This window comes from Devosia sp. YIM 151766 (assembly GCF_030285925.1).
Taxonomy (GTDB): domain Bacteria; phylum Pseudomonadota; class Alphaproteobacteria; order Rhizobiales; family Devosiaceae; genus Devosia.
Map to the genome: position 1 here is coordinate 2,650,618 of NZ_CP127251.1, position 16,028 is coordinate 2,666,645.

19 protein-coding genes and 2 tRNA genes are annotated in these 16,028 nt (G+C 59.8%); 11 read left to right on the plus strand and 10 right to left on the minus strand.

From position 1 onward, the window contains the following. Positions 1-8: 8 nt before the first annotated feature. Positions 9-461 (minus strand): CopM family metallochaperone, encoded by a 453-nt coding sequence (copM, locus tag O9Z70_RS13045; protein ID WP_286019879.1) that lies wholly within the window; start codon positions 459-461, stop codon positions 9-11. A gap of 133 nt (positions 462-594) precedes the next feature. Here copM and O9Z70_RS13050 point away from each other — a divergent pair, with 133 nt between their 5' ends. From O9Z70_RS13050 to O9Z70_RS13060, 3 genes are all read left to right on the plus strand, one after another. Beyond that, a complete protein-coding gene (locus O9Z70_RS13050) occupies positions 595-1,755 on the plus strand; it encodes a hypothetical protein (protein WP_286019880.1) in 1,161 nt (386 codons plus the stop codon). A 32-nt stretch (positions 1,756-1,787) separates the two neighbouring features. Then, positions 1,788-2,027: a PepSY domain-containing protein gene (locus O9Z70_RS13055; RefSeq protein ID WP_286019881.1), complete on the plus strand. Its 240-nt coding sequence runs from the start codon at positions 1,788-1,790 to the stop codon at positions 2,025-2,027. 123 nt (positions 2,028-2,150) lie between these two features. Continuing rightward, positions 2,151-2,339 (plus strand): hypothetical protein, encoded by a 189-nt coding sequence (locus O9Z70_RS13060; RefSeq protein WP_286019882.1) that lies wholly within the window; start codon positions 2,151-2,153, stop codon positions 2,337-2,339. Positions 2,340-2,521: 182 nt separating this feature from the next. Here the strand turns inward: O9Z70_RS13060 and O9Z70_RS13065 are convergent, their stop codons facing one another. The 6 genes from O9Z70_RS13065 to O9Z70_RS13090 all read right to left on the minus strand — a co-directional run bounded on the left by O9Z70_RS13065 (position 2,522) and on the right by O9Z70_RS13090 (position 8,582). After that, positions 2,522-4,048: a tripartite tricarboxylate transporter permease gene (locus O9Z70_RS13065; protein ID WP_286019883.1), complete on the minus strand. Its 1,527-nt coding sequence runs from the start codon at positions 4,046-4,048 to the stop codon at positions 2,522-2,524. Continuing rightward, complete coding sequence (locus tag O9Z70_RS13070) at positions 4,048-4,497, minus strand: tripartite tricarboxylate transporter TctB family protein (protein WP_286019884.1); 450 nt, start codon at positions 4,495-4,497, stop codon at positions 4,048-4,050. Before O9Z70_RS13070 ends, O9Z70_RS13065 begins: the two co-directional genes overlap by 1 nt. A gap of 82 nt (positions 4,498-4,579) precedes the next feature. Next, positions 4,580-5,569: a tripartite tricarboxylate transporter substrate binding protein gene (locus O9Z70_RS13075; protein WP_286019885.1), complete on the minus strand. Its 990-nt coding sequence runs from the start codon at positions 5,567-5,569 to the stop codon at positions 4,580-4,582. A gap of 87 nt (positions 5,570-5,656) precedes the next feature. Next, positions 5,657-6,445, minus strand: coding sequence for an RraA family protein (locus tag O9Z70_RS13080; RefSeq protein ID WP_286019886.1), 789 nt, complete (start codon positions 6,443-6,445; stop codon positions 5,657-5,659). Next, a complete protein-coding gene (locus O9Z70_RS13085) occupies positions 6,442-7,245 on the minus strand; it encodes an IclR family transcriptional regulator (RefSeq protein WP_286019887.1) in 804 nt (267 codons plus the stop codon). Before O9Z70_RS13085 ends, O9Z70_RS13080 begins: the two co-directional genes overlap by 4 nt. A gap of 434 nt (positions 7,246-7,679) precedes the next feature. Next, a complete protein-coding gene (locus O9Z70_RS13090; protein WP_286019888.1) occupies positions 7,680-8,582 on the minus strand; it encodes a LysR family transcriptional regulator in 903 nt (300 codons plus the stop codon). Between the two features lie 130 nt (positions 8,583-8,712). On the opposite strand from O9Z70_RS13090, the gene O9Z70_RS13095 reads away from it, so the two are divergent. The 7 genes from O9Z70_RS13095 to O9Z70_RS13125 all read left to right on the plus strand — a co-directional run bounded on the left by O9Z70_RS13095 (position 8,713) and on the right by O9Z70_RS13125 (position 13,837). Next, positions 8,713-9,780, plus strand: coding sequence for a TRAP transporter substrate-binding protein (locus O9Z70_RS13095; protein ID WP_286019889.1), 1,068 nt, complete (start codon positions 8,713-8,715; stop codon positions 9,778-9,780). A gap of 44 nt (positions 9,781-9,824) precedes the next feature. Continuing rightward, complete coding sequence (locus O9Z70_RS13100) at positions 9,825-10,379, plus strand: TRAP transporter small permease (RefSeq protein WP_286019890.1); 555 nt, start codon at positions 9,825-9,827, stop codon at positions 10,377-10,379. Then, positions 10,376-11,662 carry a TRAP transporter large permease gene (locus O9Z70_RS13105; protein ID WP_286019891.1) on the plus strand — a complete coding sequence of 429 codons (1,287 nt, stop codon included), beginning with the start codon at positions 10,376-10,378 and terminating at the stop codon, positions 11,660-11,662. Before O9Z70_RS13100 ends, O9Z70_RS13105 begins: the two co-directional genes overlap by 4 nt. A gap of 28 nt (positions 11,663-11,690) precedes the next feature. Further along, positions 11,691-12,344 (plus strand): HD domain-containing protein, encoded by a 654-nt coding sequence (locus tag O9Z70_RS13110; RefSeq protein ID WP_286019892.1) that lies wholly within the window; start codon positions 11,691-11,693, stop codon positions 12,342-12,344. A gap of 175 nt (positions 12,345-12,519) precedes the next feature. Beyond that, positions 12,520-12,891 carry a SpoIIAA family protein gene (locus O9Z70_RS13115; protein WP_286019893.1) on the plus strand — a complete coding sequence of 124 codons (372 nt, stop codon included), beginning with the start codon at positions 12,520-12,522 and terminating at the stop codon, positions 12,889-12,891. Positions 12,892-12,938: 47 nt separating this feature from the next. Next, positions 12,939-13,568: a hypothetical protein gene (locus tag O9Z70_RS13120; RefSeq protein ID WP_286019894.1), complete on the plus strand. Its 630-nt coding sequence runs from the start codon at positions 12,939-12,941 to the stop codon at positions 13,566-13,568. Between the two features lie 71 nt (positions 13,569-13,639). Further along, on the plus strand, positions 13,640-13,837 hold the full coding sequence (locus tag O9Z70_RS13125) for a hypothetical protein (RefSeq protein WP_286019895.1): 198 nt from the start codon (positions 13,640-13,642) through the stop codon (positions 13,835-13,837). 104 nt (positions 13,838-13,941) lie between these two features. On the opposite strand, the gene O9Z70_RS13130 is transcribed toward O9Z70_RS13125, so the two are convergent. From O9Z70_RS13130 to cpdR, 3 genes are all read right to left on the minus strand, one after another. Further along, a tRNA-Val gene (locus tag O9Z70_RS13130) sits at positions 13,942-14,016 on the minus strand. A gap of 26 nt (positions 14,017-14,042) precedes the next feature. After that, a tRNA-Val gene (locus O9Z70_RS13135) sits at positions 14,043-14,117 on the minus strand. A 211-nt stretch (positions 14,118-14,328) separates the two neighbouring features. After that, positions 14,329-14,688, minus strand: coding sequence for a cell cycle two-component system response regulator CpdR (gene cpdR / locus O9Z70_RS13140; RefSeq protein ID WP_286019896.1), 360 nt, complete (start codon positions 14,686-14,688; stop codon positions 14,329-14,331). Between the two features lie 209 nt (positions 14,689-14,897). On the opposite strand from cpdR, the gene O9Z70_RS13145 reads away from it, so the two are divergent. Beyond that, the gene (locus O9Z70_RS13145) at positions 14,898-15,794 is read left to right on the plus strand and encodes an N-formylglutamate amidohydrolase (RefSeq protein ID WP_286019897.1); all 897 of its coding nucleotides are present in this window, start codon (positions 14,898-14,900) and stop codon (positions 15,792-15,794) included. The last annotated feature ends 234 nt before the right edge of the window (positions 15,795-16,028 follow it).

Genomic DNA, 16,028 nt, shown 5'->3' on the forward strand with positions numbered 1-16,028 from the left:
CGGCCGCCTTACTGCCCGACCGCCTCGCGCCGCTCCAGCCAGCGGCCCATCTCGCCGATTTCGCGTTCCTGATCGGCAATGATCTGGTGCGCCAGCATGGTCACGAACGGGTCCTGGCCGTATTTCACCGCCACCCGCGCCATGTCCACCGCGCCCTGGTGGTGCGGAATCATCGAGCACAGGAAGGCTGCATCGAAATCGGCCGCCGCCAGCCCGCGCATCATGCCGGTGTGCATCGGCTCCATGGTGTCGATCAGTTCGGCATGACCGGCCTCGGCATTGACGGCCATGGCGGCCATATGCGCCGCCATCTCCTCGCCGCCATGCGAGCCATGGTCCTGGCCGCAGATCGCCATGTCGAGCACCGCATCCTGGGAGGGGGGCGGATCGTTGCGCACCAGCAGGGCGCCTACAAAGGCCAGGCCGAGCACGACCCCAGCCCCGATTCTGATCAGATCCATTTTCATCTCCTTGGCTTTCAGCAAGAATGAATTGCATAATCACAAGCCACGTCTTGAGCCAGATCAAAGATACCTCAATAGTACATGTTATGAGGAGCCAGCCGGAATCCGACCCCGGCGGATGGAGATGAAGATGACAGGCGCTTGGAGACCCGAAGGCATTCGGCCTTTTGCCCGGAACCCGGTTCAATTCCGCCGGCTGGCGGCGGCCGCCACCGCCCTGGCGGTGATGATGCCGCTGCCCGCTTTCGCTCACGTCAAATGGTTCGCGCCTTTCGTGGTGGGCGCCAGCCCCGCTCCGGTCACCGACATCCTGACCAATATCTGGTTCTGGCTCGGCATCGGCCTGGTGCTCGCCTTCTTCGCCGTGGCGGTGCTGGTCGAACGCCATGGCCTGGGCCACACGATCAGCAGCCTCATCGACGGGGCGACCCGGCCGCTCTGGCTGCGCGCCGACGATTTCATGCGCGCCGTCACGGCCGCCTTCTTCGTCGCCATCTTCGCGGTGGGCGGCGTCTATCTCACCCCCGATCTGCAGACGCCCAATGAATGGGTGTCGTGGCTGCAATTGCTGATCGCCGCCCTGATCTTCTCGCGGCGCACCATGCCGCTGGCGGCGGCGGGCATTATCGGCCTCTGGGTCATCGCCCTGCGCGATTACGATTTCTTCCACCTGCTCGATTATCTGGCGCTCGGCATCGGCGTCGCCGCCTATCTGGCGCTCGCCGCCTTTCCCGGCAGCAAATATTTCGACAAGCGCTTTCTCATCCTGCGCTGGGGCGTCGCCATCGCCCTGATGTGGTCGAGCCTGGAGAAATTCGCCTATCCCGAATGGTTCTATCCCCTGGTCGAGGAACGCCCCTTCCTGACGCTGGGCATGCCGCGCGACCCATTCATTCCCATGGCCGGCGTGGCCGAATTCACCATGGGCTTCGGCCTGCTCTGGACCCCACTGGTGCGCCGGCTCTCGGCCATCGCCCTGCTCGTCATCTTCACCCTCGCCGTCTATCCGTTCGGCCGCATCGACCTTGTCGGTCACGCGCTGATCATGGGCACGCTGCTCCTGATCGTCGCCGACCCGACATATCTGGTTCCGGCCAATGACCGGGGCTGGCAAGCGGTGCTCAAAGTGCCTTTGGGCCTGGTGGCGGCGATGGTCGTTATCGGCGGCGCCTATTGGGGGCTGCATGGCTTGCTCTACGCCAATGCACCGACCGAGATACCGCCCCCCGCCGAGCGGCTGACGCACCTGCCCAATGCAGAGCATCCCCACCTGGACGCCACCACCCCCTAGGCCGGCGTCCATATCCAGCGAAGGAACACGATATGCGAGTTTTTGCCAGCGCCGCGCTTCTTGGTCTGTTCACCCTGAGCGTCCAGGCCGCGCCGCCCGAAGGCGTCAAGCTTTCGCAGATTATCGCCCAGATCGAGCAGACGGCCGACTTCCACTACCTGGACGAGATCGAGTGGAAGGATCGCGGCTATTACGAGATCGAATATTACACCCGGAACGGCGCCAAGGTGGAGATCAGGATCGATCCGGCAAGCGGCGAGCCGGTCAGATAGAGATGCCTCCGGACTTTGTGAACCGCCGCAGCGAACGTGAAGGAACGCCGCCAGGGCCATCCCGTTATCCAGCGCGGTCGGGGATGGCCCCGACCCTATACCGATTGTCAAAAGGATTTAATCATGCCTAACACCGGTAAAAACCAGGGCGGCTCGCACGAGCAGCACGTCAGAGCTGGACAGCAGAGTCACAAGAATGCCGATGGCAATTCGAACCAAAATGACCGCGACGACAGCCATAACGCCGGCAGCCGCGGCGGCTCCCATGAACAGCATGTAAAAGCTGGTCAGCAGAGCCACAAGAACAGCTGACCCACACACGATCGCGCCGGAGGACACCCCGCCCTCCGGCCGGTGATCAGAATATGGTCACGTCAAAACCGGACAATGCCGAAATCGCCGGCGCGCATCTTCACTCACCATCATAGAGACGCCGTCGCTTTGGCCCGACCGTTGGAGCACTGGCGTAACAAAACAGCCCTGGCGCGTTCACGTCACACAGGGGCAATTCTATTTTTCTTTCCCTTGATACCGCTCCACGCGCCATAGACCAGAATGAGTACCGTCAAAGCGAGAATGGTGCCGCTGATGGGGCGATTTACGAATGTCATGAAATCGCCCCTCGAGAACATCATTGCCCTTCTGAAGTGTTCTTCCATCAGCGGTCCCAAGACGTATCCCAGCAGCAAGGGTGCTGGCGGCAGGTTGAGAACCCGCATCAGATAGCCCAGCGCACCGATAGCGATCACCATCCACACGTCAAAGATCGAATTGTTTACGCTGTAGACGCCGATAGCCACGAACATGACGATTGCTGGATAAAGCACCGAGAAAGGGACGGCCACGAGGCGGACCCAGATGCCGATCAGAGGAAGATTTAGAACCACCAGCATGACATTTCCGATCCAGAAACTCATTACGAGTCCCCAGAAGATGTCGGGATGCGAGCTGAGCAGCATCGGGCCGGGCGCGATCCCGTGAATCATCAGCACACCCAGCATGATAGCCATGCTCGCGCTGCCAGGAATGCCAAGCGTGAGCGTGGGAATGAACGCTGTCTGGTCAGCAGCATTGTTCGCAGCTTCTGGAGCGACTACTCCTTCAATCGCGCCTTGGCCGAACTCCTCGGGCGTCTTGGACACCTTTTTTTCTACGGCATATGCCATGAAGGACGCGATGATGGCGCCCGTACCTGGAAGTGTTCCAAAAAACGAACCCAGCGCCGTTCCACGGAACATAGGCATCCAGGATCGACGCACATCGTCTCGGGTAGGAATCATTGATCGAAGAGTTACCTTCGCCACACGTTCTCCTTCCTTTGCCTGTTTCTGGCTGGAGCGGATAGCTGAGATTACCTCCGTCACGCCGAAAAGCCCCATTGCCAGCGCCACAAGGCTGACACCGTCCAGCAGACCAAATGCTCCGAAGGTAAAACGCTGAACCCCACTGGAGATGTCGGTTCCCACGAGCCCGAGGCAAATGCCGAAGGCCACCATCGCTATTCCAGTCAGCATGGAACCGGTCGATATCGAGGAAGCCGCGATTAACCCGAGCAGCATCAGAGAGAAGTATTCCGGCGAACCGAAGCGGAGCGCAAATTCCACAATCAATGGGGAAAGCAACATCATCAGAATGATGCCGATGCTTCCTCCAATAAACGAAGCGATTGTCGTTGTGGAAAGAGCAATGCCGCCCCTTCCTTGCTTCGTCATCGGATAACCGTCGAGCGTGGCGACTGCCCCCGATGGCGTGCCGGGCACATTCAGAAGTATCGAAGCGGTGGAGCCGCCATAGCTCGTGCCATAGTAAATACCGGCGAGCATCACCAGAGCGGCGGTAGGATCAAGGTAAAGCGTCAATGGAAACAGCATGGATATCGCTGCTAGCGCGCCTATACCCGGAATGACCCCGATCAGCGTTCCAAGGAAGACGCCGATGAAGCAGTAGAATAAATTTGATAGGGAAAAGGCCGTCTCGAGACCAATCATGATGTTGGCTGGCAGCATTTCGAGAGCGTTCATCAGAGTGGAATCCTGAAGGGAGCCATGCGAACGTTCAGGCCCCAGTAAAATATGACATACGCAAGCGCAGGAAGCAGAACGACAAGAATTACCTTGGCTCGTACAGAAGCCGTACTGTTCCAAAAAGTTACAACAATCGTCATGACGGCGATTGCCGGAATAAAGCCGAAAAGCGGAAGCAAAATAGCGAAAGCCACCAGGCCACCAATTATATAGGAAAACGGCCCCCAATCGATCGAAATGCGGGTTCCGGGGACTATTAGACTGCTAGCCAGAACCGCAAGACCGAATATGCCAAGAACTGCGCCGGCCATCACCGGAAACATACCTGGGCCCATTTCGTTCAACGAGCCAAGCGGATAGCGCGTAAGAGCGTAAATTGTGTATGTCGCTCCGACGCTGGACAATACAATTCCGCTACAGAATTCTCTGCTTATAAACTTGGGCATTTGACCTCCAGGCAGCCCCAAACAGCTTCATAATCCGAGGCCGAATGAGACTGCCGTATAATAAGGGTTGGAGGGCTGCTGGTTACTCTACCGCCTCAGGGGTCAACTCAGCGGCAATAGAGAGATCCCTATAAACCTGAGCCGATGCGGAGATCAGATCCTTGGTATCCGCAGAATTCCTGTAAGCGAATCCAATTCCTGCAGAACGATATGCTTCTTTCAGAGCAGGATCATTCATTGTATTCTCCAGGATAGCGCTCCAGCCCGCCTGAATTTCCTCCGATGTCTCAGGAGGAAGCACCAAGGCTCTCCAGATCGCCAGATCGACATCGATACCTTCATCGACAAGGCTTGGAACCTCGGGCCATTCTTCAATAGGCGCGTCGCCATTATGCGCCAGCATCTTCAGGTTTCCGGCCTCAACCTGAGCTTTGATCTCCGATGGATAAAGCGCGCCGATGCCGACATCTCCCGCCATCAGTGACAGGACGATTTGGCTCCCGCCCTTGATGGGCACCCGAAGAAAGCTGGTATCCGTCGCCAACTCAAATTTGAGGCGCGTATAGTCGTGGTTCGTCCAATTGCCCGAAACCCCGAAGACAATATCGCCGGGGCGCTCTTTTGCGTGATCGATGAACTTGATGATGTTCATGTCCGCGTAAGGGCCGGACGCGCTTACCGTCAGCACATTCTGGTCGGTGGAAATTTGACCGATATATGCGAAGCTATTCTCGTCGTAATCCACACCTTCGATCCGATAAACGTCAGAGACGAGTGAAATGGACACTTGGCCGATCGTCAGGCCATCTGGGCTGGCGCTGCGCATTTCATTATAGGCCACCACTCCGCCACCGGCCGGCTGATTGATGATATTGACCGGCTGTCCAGCGTGTTGCGACAAAATCGAGGCTAGGACACGCGCATTATTATCGTGCCCTCCTCCTGGGTTGGACGGGACGATCATATTGACCGGTTGCGTGGGGCGCCAATCTTCTCCGTACGCTAATCCGGCGGACCCTAGGATAAGCGTTGCAGCAGCAGCAAAAAGCTTGATGGGGGTATGCGTGCTCATGAATTCCTCCCTAATTTTGAATTCAGTTGGAAAATTATGAGCGTGGACATCTGATCATTCCCCAGCTGTCCACGCTCACGGTATCGTTTAGGAATAGCGCTTCCGATAGAGTGGGCGGAGTTCGTCGAGGGGACGATTTTCATTGATCAGTACGCGCATCGCTTCTTCTTCCGCGATGATCGACTTCACCTTTTCAAGCACGGTGACGACATGCTCAGCGGGAATGAAGCAGACGCCGGAATCATCTGCGACAACCAGGTCGCCGGCATGAACCACCACGTCGTGCACTGTAACCGGGCCGTTTAGCTCCACGGCTTCCATACGGAATTTGCCCGTGATGGGCGTGACGCCTTTACTCCAGACGGGATAGTCAAGGGCGTTGATCGCCGGCACGTCTCGGCACGCGCCATTGACGATGGCTCCGGCAAAGCCCCGCGACTTTGCGACGGTGGCAGACTGGCCGCCCATATTCGAAACATCGAGATTGCCACCGAAATCGCAGACGAGGATGTCACCTGGTTCGCCGAGATAATATGACTCGCGCGTGGACATGCCGATGAAGTCGTTATCAACGTAGCCCTGGGTGGGAGTCTTGCGCTCCGGGATGCTGCGGACGGTGGCGGCAGTGCCGACGATTTTTTTACCTGGCAGCACCGGGCGAAGATGTGAGGCAGCGACAACGCCGCGCAAACCCAGGGAATCGAGGACGTCGGAAACGGTGCCAGTCAGATCCTCGAGCGCCAGATATTGATCCACAACCTCCTTTGACGGCCGTGGCAAACGAATTTTCTTGATGCGCTCGGGTGCGACCTGCCCCCATACGCGGCCTTGCGCCTTATAGTCCTCGTAATCTTTAGCGACGTCTGATTGGATCATCGTGAGCTTGCTCCTTGGTGTTCGTTAAGGGTTGGTGGGATTTTTGAGCCGGAGAAACGTGCGACCGCATCCGTCAAGCTCGCGGAGGCAATCTTCAGCCTGTCGACGTATTTCTCGATGAGGACGTCGGTTAGTTTCGTGAGCGGCCCGGCAAGGGTGATCACGTCGGGGAAATCGGTTTCGTTTTCGACAGGAACCGCAATGGCAAATCCATGCGCCGTCACTTCCCCACGGCTGACCGAAAACCCGATGCGCCTGATGCTTTCCAGTTCCGCAAGCAACGCTTCGATTTGGTCGGAGCTTTCCTCCGTGAGCTGGGCAAGGATGCGCTCGCGGTAGGCGGAAGGCGCGAAGGCCAGCAGAACCCTGCTGCTCGCCCCCACATGCAATGGGCGCGTCTGTCCTTCATCAACCACAAACCTGAGCCCCTCACTGGATTCTTCCCGGGCCACCACGAGACGAAGCCCATTGTGAATTGATGAAAAGAAGGCCGTGTCGCCGGTGGCTCCTGCGAGATCACGCAGGGCCGGCCGCACAACAGCCAAAAACCGCCCTCTGCTTTTCTGAAGCATCCAGGCTATGGCCTGCAGACGCGGGCCAAGATGGTAGGCATTGGTCACCGGGTCGACATACAGGTAGCCGCACGCCTTCAAGGTACCTGCAAAACGAAGGATGCGGCTTCGATTCAGCCCTGTTCTTGTGTGGAAATCCTTCAACTGCAATCCAACGTCATCATCGAATGCATCGAGGAGCGACAAGGCCGCTACCAAGGCCTGTACATGTCGGTCTTCTTCTTGCATATTTCTACCTAGTAGACATTGGTTTCTATTATTTTGAACATAAGCATTTATCACCCGCCGGCGCAATGCCTTCGTGGCAAAGCAGGAGTTTTTGTCAGGTTTTGCTGCCGCCAAGCCGTCCGGGAGCATGGAAATTTCCGAGAATTCGCCCCCTGTCTCGGCTCATTCCAGTGGCGGCTGTGGATGGGTTCGTTCAGGCATATTTCGCCAGCAAACGGTGCGAAGTGCTGGCCACGAATTGAGACGCACCGCACATCTCGATGCACGATTCCCCGAAGGATCGAGCCGGATTTGCCCTGGTGACCCCAATTGCGCTTCAACGGCAGCGGCAGCGCCCAGCCCATCCAGGCGACCAAGGGCAGGAACCGATTTCAGGCTGACACAACATATAGTCCGTGCTGTTCACGGCCACGCGCCGCTTCCGGCACTGACGGTTAGGTGGGCGCCACCAGCCAGTCCAGTTCCTGTACCCGTTCGCGCGTCACCTCGACCACGGCGTTGATCGCCGGCCGCCAGTCATCGGCGCGATGCGCCGCAAACATGCGCGATTCATCGATCCCCTGTTCACTCATCAGCCGCAGCAAGGCGCCTTTGGGAAACGTGGTTTCGACCAGCTTGGTGGGCAGAATGGCGACACCGCTCCCAGCCGCGACGAGATGAGCGATGATGATGATTGAGAAGCTCACCGAGATCTGGCGCGGCGTCAGCTTCTCGGAGCGGAACCAGTTCATGGTCTGCTGATACATCGGCGACGGACCGGGATTGCTGAGAACGGTGAAGCGCGCCAAGTCGCGGGGCCGGACGATCGCCGGGAGCTCTGAATCCGGCGGCGCATACCAGGCGGCGGTCTGGACGCCCAGTTCGGACAGCCTCAGTCGCGGATCGTCGTGCAGGTTGATCCCGATGACCACGTCGAGCGCCCCAGCCAGCAATTGCCGTTCGAGATCGATGCTGGTGCCAACGGTCATCTCCACCCGCAAAGCAGGATAGCGGGTTTCCAGCTCTGAGATGATGCCCGGCAGTGCCGCGACCGACAGCGCCTCGACGATCCCGAAGCGGATCGAGCCGGTAATGCGCTCGGGGCGGGAGCGATCATAGAGCAACTCCACATGCTCGATAATCGTGGTGGCGTGATCGAGCACGCTCCGGCCATCATCGTTCAGCACCAGTCGCCGCCCCTGCTTGCTGAACAGAGGGCGCCCCAGGGCCTCGCGCAACTCTTTTAGCCGCAGAGAAACCGACGATTGCGTCAGATTGAGCTGGACGGCCGCCGCGCTCACGCTGCCGAGCCGGTCGACCCAGACAATTGCCTCGAGCTGAGCGAGCGTGATGCGCATCTATCGGAAATTCCAATTAATAGGGGCAAGAATTGCCAATTAGTCGAGCGACGTCAATAGTGCTAAGGCATTTCCCAGTGGGCGAGCACCGCCCGTCCGTTGCAAAAATCGATGAGGAGGAATGAAAGCCATGTCATTGCGCAATAAATTCTTGACCGGTCTGGCCTTGGGGATGCTGATGCTGCCCGCCGGGGGCGCCGTCGCCCAGGAACTGGACAGCGTCAACCTGAAAGTGTCCGGCGGCAACCGGACGCAGAACATGTTCCGCTTCATCGAGGAGCCGTTCTTTACCCAGGAACTGCCCGAAGCGTCGAACGGTAAGATCACCGCGACCTTCGGATCGCTTGAGGATATGGGCATTCAGGGCCCGGAAGTGCTGCGGCTGCTGGGCCTGGGCATGTTCGACATCTCCGAAGGCACCCTGAGCTACATGGCAGGCGAGGCACCGGAATTCGAATCCCTCGATCTGCCGGGCCTCACCGGAGACATCACTGAGCAACGGAAAATGGCCGAGGGCCTGCGTGAAGAACTCACCCAGATCATGGCCGAGAAGTTCAACGTGAAGCTGCTCACCATGTCGCCGGTCTCGTTGCAGGTCCTGTACTGCAACGCGCCGATCTCCGGAGTGGACGATCTGGCCGGCCTCAAGGTGCGCACGTTCAGCCGCTCGATGGCCGAACTGATCGAGGGCCTCGGCGCCCAATCGGTGAACATTCCGTTCGCCGAAGTCGTGCCGGCGCTGGATCGTGGCGTGGCCGACTGCGCCATCACAGCGACGTCTGGCGGCAACACGGCACGATGGTGGGAAGTCACCGATCACCTCGTAATCCTGCCAATGGGCTGGTCGATGATCTTCTTCGGCGCCAATTCGAACAATTGGGATCGCCTCCCGGCCGAAACGCAGGCTTTCCTCACCGAACAGTTCGCTGCGATGGAAGACCGCATGTGGGCCCAGGCCGCCGCCGACGTGGAAGACGGCATCAACTGCAATACCGCGCAGGGCGAGTGCGAGCTCGGCATCGTGGCCGATCGGCCCATGACGCTGGTGGAGCTTTCGGATGCCGACCGCGCCAAGGTGGCGGAAATCGTCTCCAACAACGTGCTGAAGCACTGGGCCGACCGCTGCGGCGCCGACTGCGTGGCCAATTGGAACGAAAAGGCCGGTTCGGTCATCGATCTCCAGATCGCGGCTCACTGATTATGCAGCCCATTACACGCTTGATCCGAGGGATCTCGCTGTGGATGGCCAGGCTTGGCGGCTTCCTGCTTCTGGGAGCCGCCATCCTTGTCACCGTCGAGGTTATCGGACGCTCGTCTCACCTGTTTGTCATCAGCCTGGGCACCGAACTCGCGACCTATGCGCTGGCCGTGGCGGCCACATGGTCTCTCGCCTATGTCGTGTTCGAACGCGCCCATGTGCGGGTCGACGTGCTGGCGCAGCGGCTGCCGCCTCTGCCCAAGGCGCTGCTCGACCTGCTGGCGCTGGCCAGCCTTGCAGCCGTCGGTGCCGTACTCGCCTCCGGCGGCATTGAAATGTTCACAACCTCGCTGCGTCTCGCCTCGAAGTCCAACACCACGCTGGGCATGCCATTGGTCATCCCGCATGGCGCGTGGACCTTCGGGCTGATCTGGTTCACCGCCGTATCGCTGTTCCGTCTGGTTCAGGGGGCAATGGCCATCGCCCGTCATGACTATGCCGAGGCCGCGCGCATCAGCGCCGCGCCAAGTGCGGACGACGAAGTCGAAGATGCGATCGCCGATACCGAGCAGCGCCTATCCCGGGATGACGCAGCATGATTCAGGCCACCCTTCTCATTCTTTTCGGATTGCTCGCCATCGGACTGCCGGTCGGCGCAGTGATGATAATCGTGGCGCTCAGCCTCGACTTCTTTTTCTCACCCATCGACCTGTTTAAGGCGGCAGGCGAACTCAGCTGGGTCGCCTCCTCCAACTATCTGCTGGTCAGCGTTCCGCTCTTCGTGCTGCTGGGCGAAATCCTGCTGCGCGCCGGCATCGCCGAACGGCTCTATTCGGCCATCGTGCAATGGATCGGCTGGCTGCCCGGGGGCCTCATGCACGCCAATATCGGCGCCAGCACGGCGTTTGCGGCAACTTCGGGTTCAAGCGTCGCCACGGCCGCCACGATCAGCGTCGTGGCCAAGCCGATGATCGAGCGCTATCGCTATAGCGATAGGCTGTTCTATGGCTCGGTCGCCGCCGGCGGCACATTGGGCATCCTCATTCCGCCTTCGATCAGCCTCATCCTTTATGGCTGGCTGACCAGCACCTCGGTGCCGCAGCTCTATATGGCAGGGGTCGTGCCCGGCATCCTGCTGGCGGTGCTGTTCTCGCTGACCATCCTCGTCATCTGCCTCATCCGTCCATCACTGGGCGGGCAGAAGATCGAAACGGACTGGAAACGACGCATCGCCTCGCTGCCCAATCTGCTGCCACCGCTGCTCATCTTCGGCGTCATCATCGGCTCGATCTATATGGGTATTGCGACGCCGACAGAATCGGCCGCGCTCGGCGTGCTTGCCGCGCTGCTGCTCGCCGCCGCCTATCGCCGGCTGAACCTCAGGATGCTGGTCGAGGCCATCGATGGTACGATCCGCACCACCGGCCTGATCATGCTGATCGTTATGGCGGCATGGTTTCTCAACTTCGTGCTCTCGGCGCTGGGTCTGATCCCCGCCGTCAACGCGGCGGTTATTGCCTGGGGCTTGGGGCCGGTGGAGCTGATGCTGGCGATCATCGCGATCTATCTGGTTCTCGGGTGCTTCATGGATCCGCTGCCGATGATGATCGTGACGGTTCCAGTGCTCACTCCGCTGGTAATCAGCGCCGGCTACGATCCGGTATGGTTCGGCATCGTCATCGTGCTGCTGAGCGAAACCGCACTCATAACACCCCCGATCGGCATGAACCTGTTCGTCGTGCAAGGCGTACGGCGCCAGGGTTCGATCACCGACATCATGATCGGCGTGTCCCCGTTCATCGTGGCGCTGCTGCTGATGATCGCAGCCGTCGTCGCATTCCCCCAGATGGCCCTGTGGCTACCGCAGCTGCTGCGTGGCTGACGCATCAAAGTATTGGAGTAATCTATCTATGTCTGAAAATCTCGTCGTTCGCCTGCGCGGCAAGACGGTCACCATCACCGAGCCGATGCGTGAGGCCATCCTCGAGGAAATGCCGGAGATCGGCTGGATCGCCAGCGCAGAATTGCGCACCAAGGTGCTGAATGCCTGGGCAGCGGCGATCGCCGCCAGCGGCTTCAAGTGTATCGGGGACATGAAGCCCTCCGGCAATTACGATTCCAAGCCATTGGTCACCGGTACGCAGGGCGATCACATCCGCTCGGTGGCCCGCATCGCGCTCAGCATGGCCGAGGATCTGAATAAGAACTTTCCCGGTTTCACCTATAACCGCGACATCCTGATCGCCGGGGCGCTTTGCCACGATATCGGCAAGGTCTGGGAGTTCGATCCCGACAACGTCGCGCGCTGGCGCGCCGATCCGAACGAGAATGGAATGCCCTCGATCCGGCACCCGGGCTATGGGGTTTATATCTGTCTGACGCTGGAACTGCCGGAAGCCGTCGCCCACTGCGCCGGTGCCCATTCGGGCGAGGGCGAACTGCTGGAGCGCAGCCTCGAGAACACGATTATCCGCTGGGCCGACCATAGTTTCTGGATGATCATCGAGAAGGGCCGCATGGTATCGGAAGTCGATACCTGGCTGCCCCCGGCCAAGGTTAGCTAATACCCCCTCTGATCGCGAGATATGGAAGAGGCCGGCTCGCCCGGCCTTTTCTACGTGGACAGCGCTAGCGCGGCTAACAGACCCGGCTACCGAATCCCCGGCCGCCGCCCAAATAAATGTGGAACGAGGGGTCCCTGCTGTCGTTACGATCCTATGCCCCACATAGGAGAGGATCATGATTGAAGTTATCGACGCACCAGATCATGTCGCAGCCTTCCACGTCGCCGGGACCGTTACCGCAGCGGATTATGACAAGATTATTCCCGAGATCGAGGAGACGCTTGCCGATCATCCGGAGATTGGCGTCCTCGCCGATTTGTCGGGGATGGAGGACATGACCGGCGAAGCTATCCAGCGTGACCTTCAATACGGAATGGGCAAGCTCGGTGAGCTTCACCGGTTCAAACGCGCCGCCGTCATCTCGGACAAGCAATGGATCAAGGGCGCCACGGACATGGCGGGAAAGCTCTTTCCTCAGATCGACACCCAGGTGTTTTCGCCGGATGAGAGGGACGAAGCGCTCCAATGGGTTTCCGATCTGCAATAATCGTCCCGGATCATGCCGCCCAAGCGCCGCACAGGGGGACGACGCCAATGACAGAAGATAATTCGGAAATTTCCTTATTCGATGTCGCTGATTGGCTCTGGTCATTCCGGTGGTTGATGCTTGTATGCGCAGCCATCGGCATCGTCTCAGCTTTTGTGGCCTGGCAAAACAGCAGCAGCACCCCTGCACCGTCTTACGAAATAAAACTGCAGATATTCTCGGGCGGCACACCGGTGCGCGGGCCGGGAGAGATAGCGGATATCCTGGTTGCTGGATTAGATGATCCAAGGCTGGAGCTGATATCCGCTCCCGCCGCCAACCCGGTCATTTTCCGAACGGGCGATAGTCAACTTGCCGGCAGTCTCAGGGCGGAGATCGCGGCTTTAACTGATGCCATGATGGCAGAAGTCAAGACGCAGGAAACCGAACTCGAGCGGCTTTTGCCGGCGAACGAGAACGCGCTCCCGCTCTATCTAGAAACCAAGGCCTTCATCGAAGGGGTCAATTCAGGCCTCGTTTCACCCATTGTGACAACGGTGACCGCCAGCACGGCCTCAGAACGTTCGCGCCTACCGGCACTCTTTCTTCCCGTAATGGCTAGCGGCTTGGCTTTTCTCCTCATTGCAGGAGCAATCAGTTTCGCCCGAGAATGGAAAAGACGACGCGAACCGGCTTAGTTCGTTGCTTCTGGATTAGCTCTTCATTCAGCTGCGGCAGCTATGGTCACGCCGAACACGGAAAATCGCGCATGCCTAGCTACAAAATCACCCTTCAATCGGGCCAGTCTTTTATTGTCGATGACTCGCGAGGCATCGAAAAAATCTCCGAAGAGCTGTGCACTGATGGCTTCGTGATCGTGAAGCGCCGCGGCTCGGCCTATTCCAGCCAGACCACCCAGATATCCATCCTCGAGCGGGCTGTCGTCAGTATCGAGCCGGCCGATTAGACGTCGCATGGGCGCTGCTTCAAATGGCGGCGCGGTCCCAAGCTTGCGATCGCCGCCTAGAACAGCGACGGGATTCGAAATTCTCTCAATTTCGCAAGGCTGGATGGTGGGTGCGACAGGGATTGAACCTGTGACCCCTGCCGTGTGAAGGCAGTGCTCTCCCGCTGAGCTACGCACCCGCTGCTCCAAGGGCAGGGAAAAGAGATGGTGGGCGTGACAAGGATCGAACTTGTGACCCCTACGATGTCAACGTAGTGCTCTCCCGCTGAGCTACACGCCCATCTCTCCGGGACGGAAGCGCGTGGCGTTTCCGGTGGCGCGGATAGACCATGAAACCCATCGGGGGGTCAAGAGGCTTCGCGCCGCACCGCGGTCGATTTCGCGCCAATGTGCCGGATTCGTCCGGGAAAGCCAGGAAGGCCGGCTCGAATGCCGCCCGGAAAGCTGTGGATTAAATCAAGCGCCCCTCTGCCCCCGCCCGCCTGTGCGGATCAGGCCGCCAGCAGCCGTTCGACCTCGCTGACCAGATCCTTCAAATGGAAGGGCTTGGACAAGACCGAAGCGTCCTTGGGCGCGTCGCTATCGGGGTTCAGCGCCACCGCGGCAAAGCCGGTGATGAACATGACCTTGAGGTCGGGGTCCAGCTCGGTGGCCCGGCGCGCCAATTCGATCCCGTCCATTTCCGGCATCACGATATCGCTGAGCAGCAGCGAGAACGGTTCTTCCCGCAGCCGCTCATAGGCGGAAAGCCCGTTGTCGAACGACACCACCTCATAGCCGGCGCCTTTCAGCGCCCGCGTCAGGAACTGGCGCATGTCGTTGTCGTCTTCGGCGAGCAGGATTCGCTTCATCAATAACCCCTTGGGCCGTTCGGCGGTGAATCGGTCTGGGCGATGTTTATGCCACTTGCGCGCTTTCGCAACACTTGGCGGGTCACATTGCCCTGGTTTTCCGCGCTCTTGCCCGTTTCCGGGCAACTGGACAAGTCCGCCGCGCCGCTTCACACTGGTCCATAGGCAAATCACCGGCGGCCAGCAGCTGCCCGAACGGGGGAGTGGACGTGCGATCCGACTATTGGGATCAACCGGCATTCGAAACCATCAGACCACGGCGCGTCGTGGCGCCGGTCGTGTTCAATTCGCCCCATTCGGGCCGGGTCTATCCGGCCCGGTTCCTGGCCATGACCCGGCTGGATCATCTGTCGATCCGCCAGTCCGAAGACGCCTTTGTCGACGAGCTGTTTTCCCGGGCGCCGCATCTGGGCGCACCGCTGCTCCGCGCCCATTTCCCCCGCGCCTATCTCGACGTCAATCGCGAGCCCTGGGAACTCGATCCCGCCATGTTCGCCGAGCCGCTATCCGAGCGGTTCAACACCACGTCGCCCCGGGTCGCCGCTGGGCTGGGCACGCTGGCCCGGGTGGTGGCCGAGAACAAGCCGATCTATCGCGACCGGCTGACGCTGGACGATGCCCGCATGCGCATCGAGGGCATCTATCACCCCTATCACGCGGCCCTGCAAAAGCTGCTCGGCGAATCGCTGGGCGGGTTCGGGCTCGCCGTGCTCATCGATTGCCATTCCATGCCGCGCATCGGCCGCCACGGCGAGCGGGCCGCGCCCGACATCGTCCTGGGCGACCGCTACGGCACCACCTGCGCCGGCCCGCTGGTCGATCTGGTGGAAACCGTCTTCACCGCCGCCGGCCTGCGCGTCGCCCGCAACCGGCCCTATGCCGGCGGTTTCTGCACCCGCACCTATGGCCGGCCCCAGCATGGCGTGCATGCCCTGCAGATCGAGATCAGCCGGCATCTCTATATGAACGAGGCCACCTTGGAGAAACATGCCGGCTTCGAGCGCATCAAGGCCCTGGTCGAGCTGTTGATCCAGACGCTGGTGGGCATCGATCTGCCGACCCTGGCCGGCCACGGCGTCCTGATTGACAAAGCCGCCGCCGAATAGAGCATCGGGCGAAAAAGTGGCAACCGGTTTTTCGCAAAGAAATGCGACATCGAGGAGTACGAGCCGGCGACTTGATGCAATCAAATCGCATGAGGCTCCGGGCCGCCGCATGGGGCGTTTACATCCATCGCGAAAAAGAAGGGGCCGTTCCCAAAAACGGCCCCAGTCAAGGGAGGAACGATGTCTCACCGGCCGCGCCGCCGATATGGCGCCGACCCGGTGATCCACCATGCC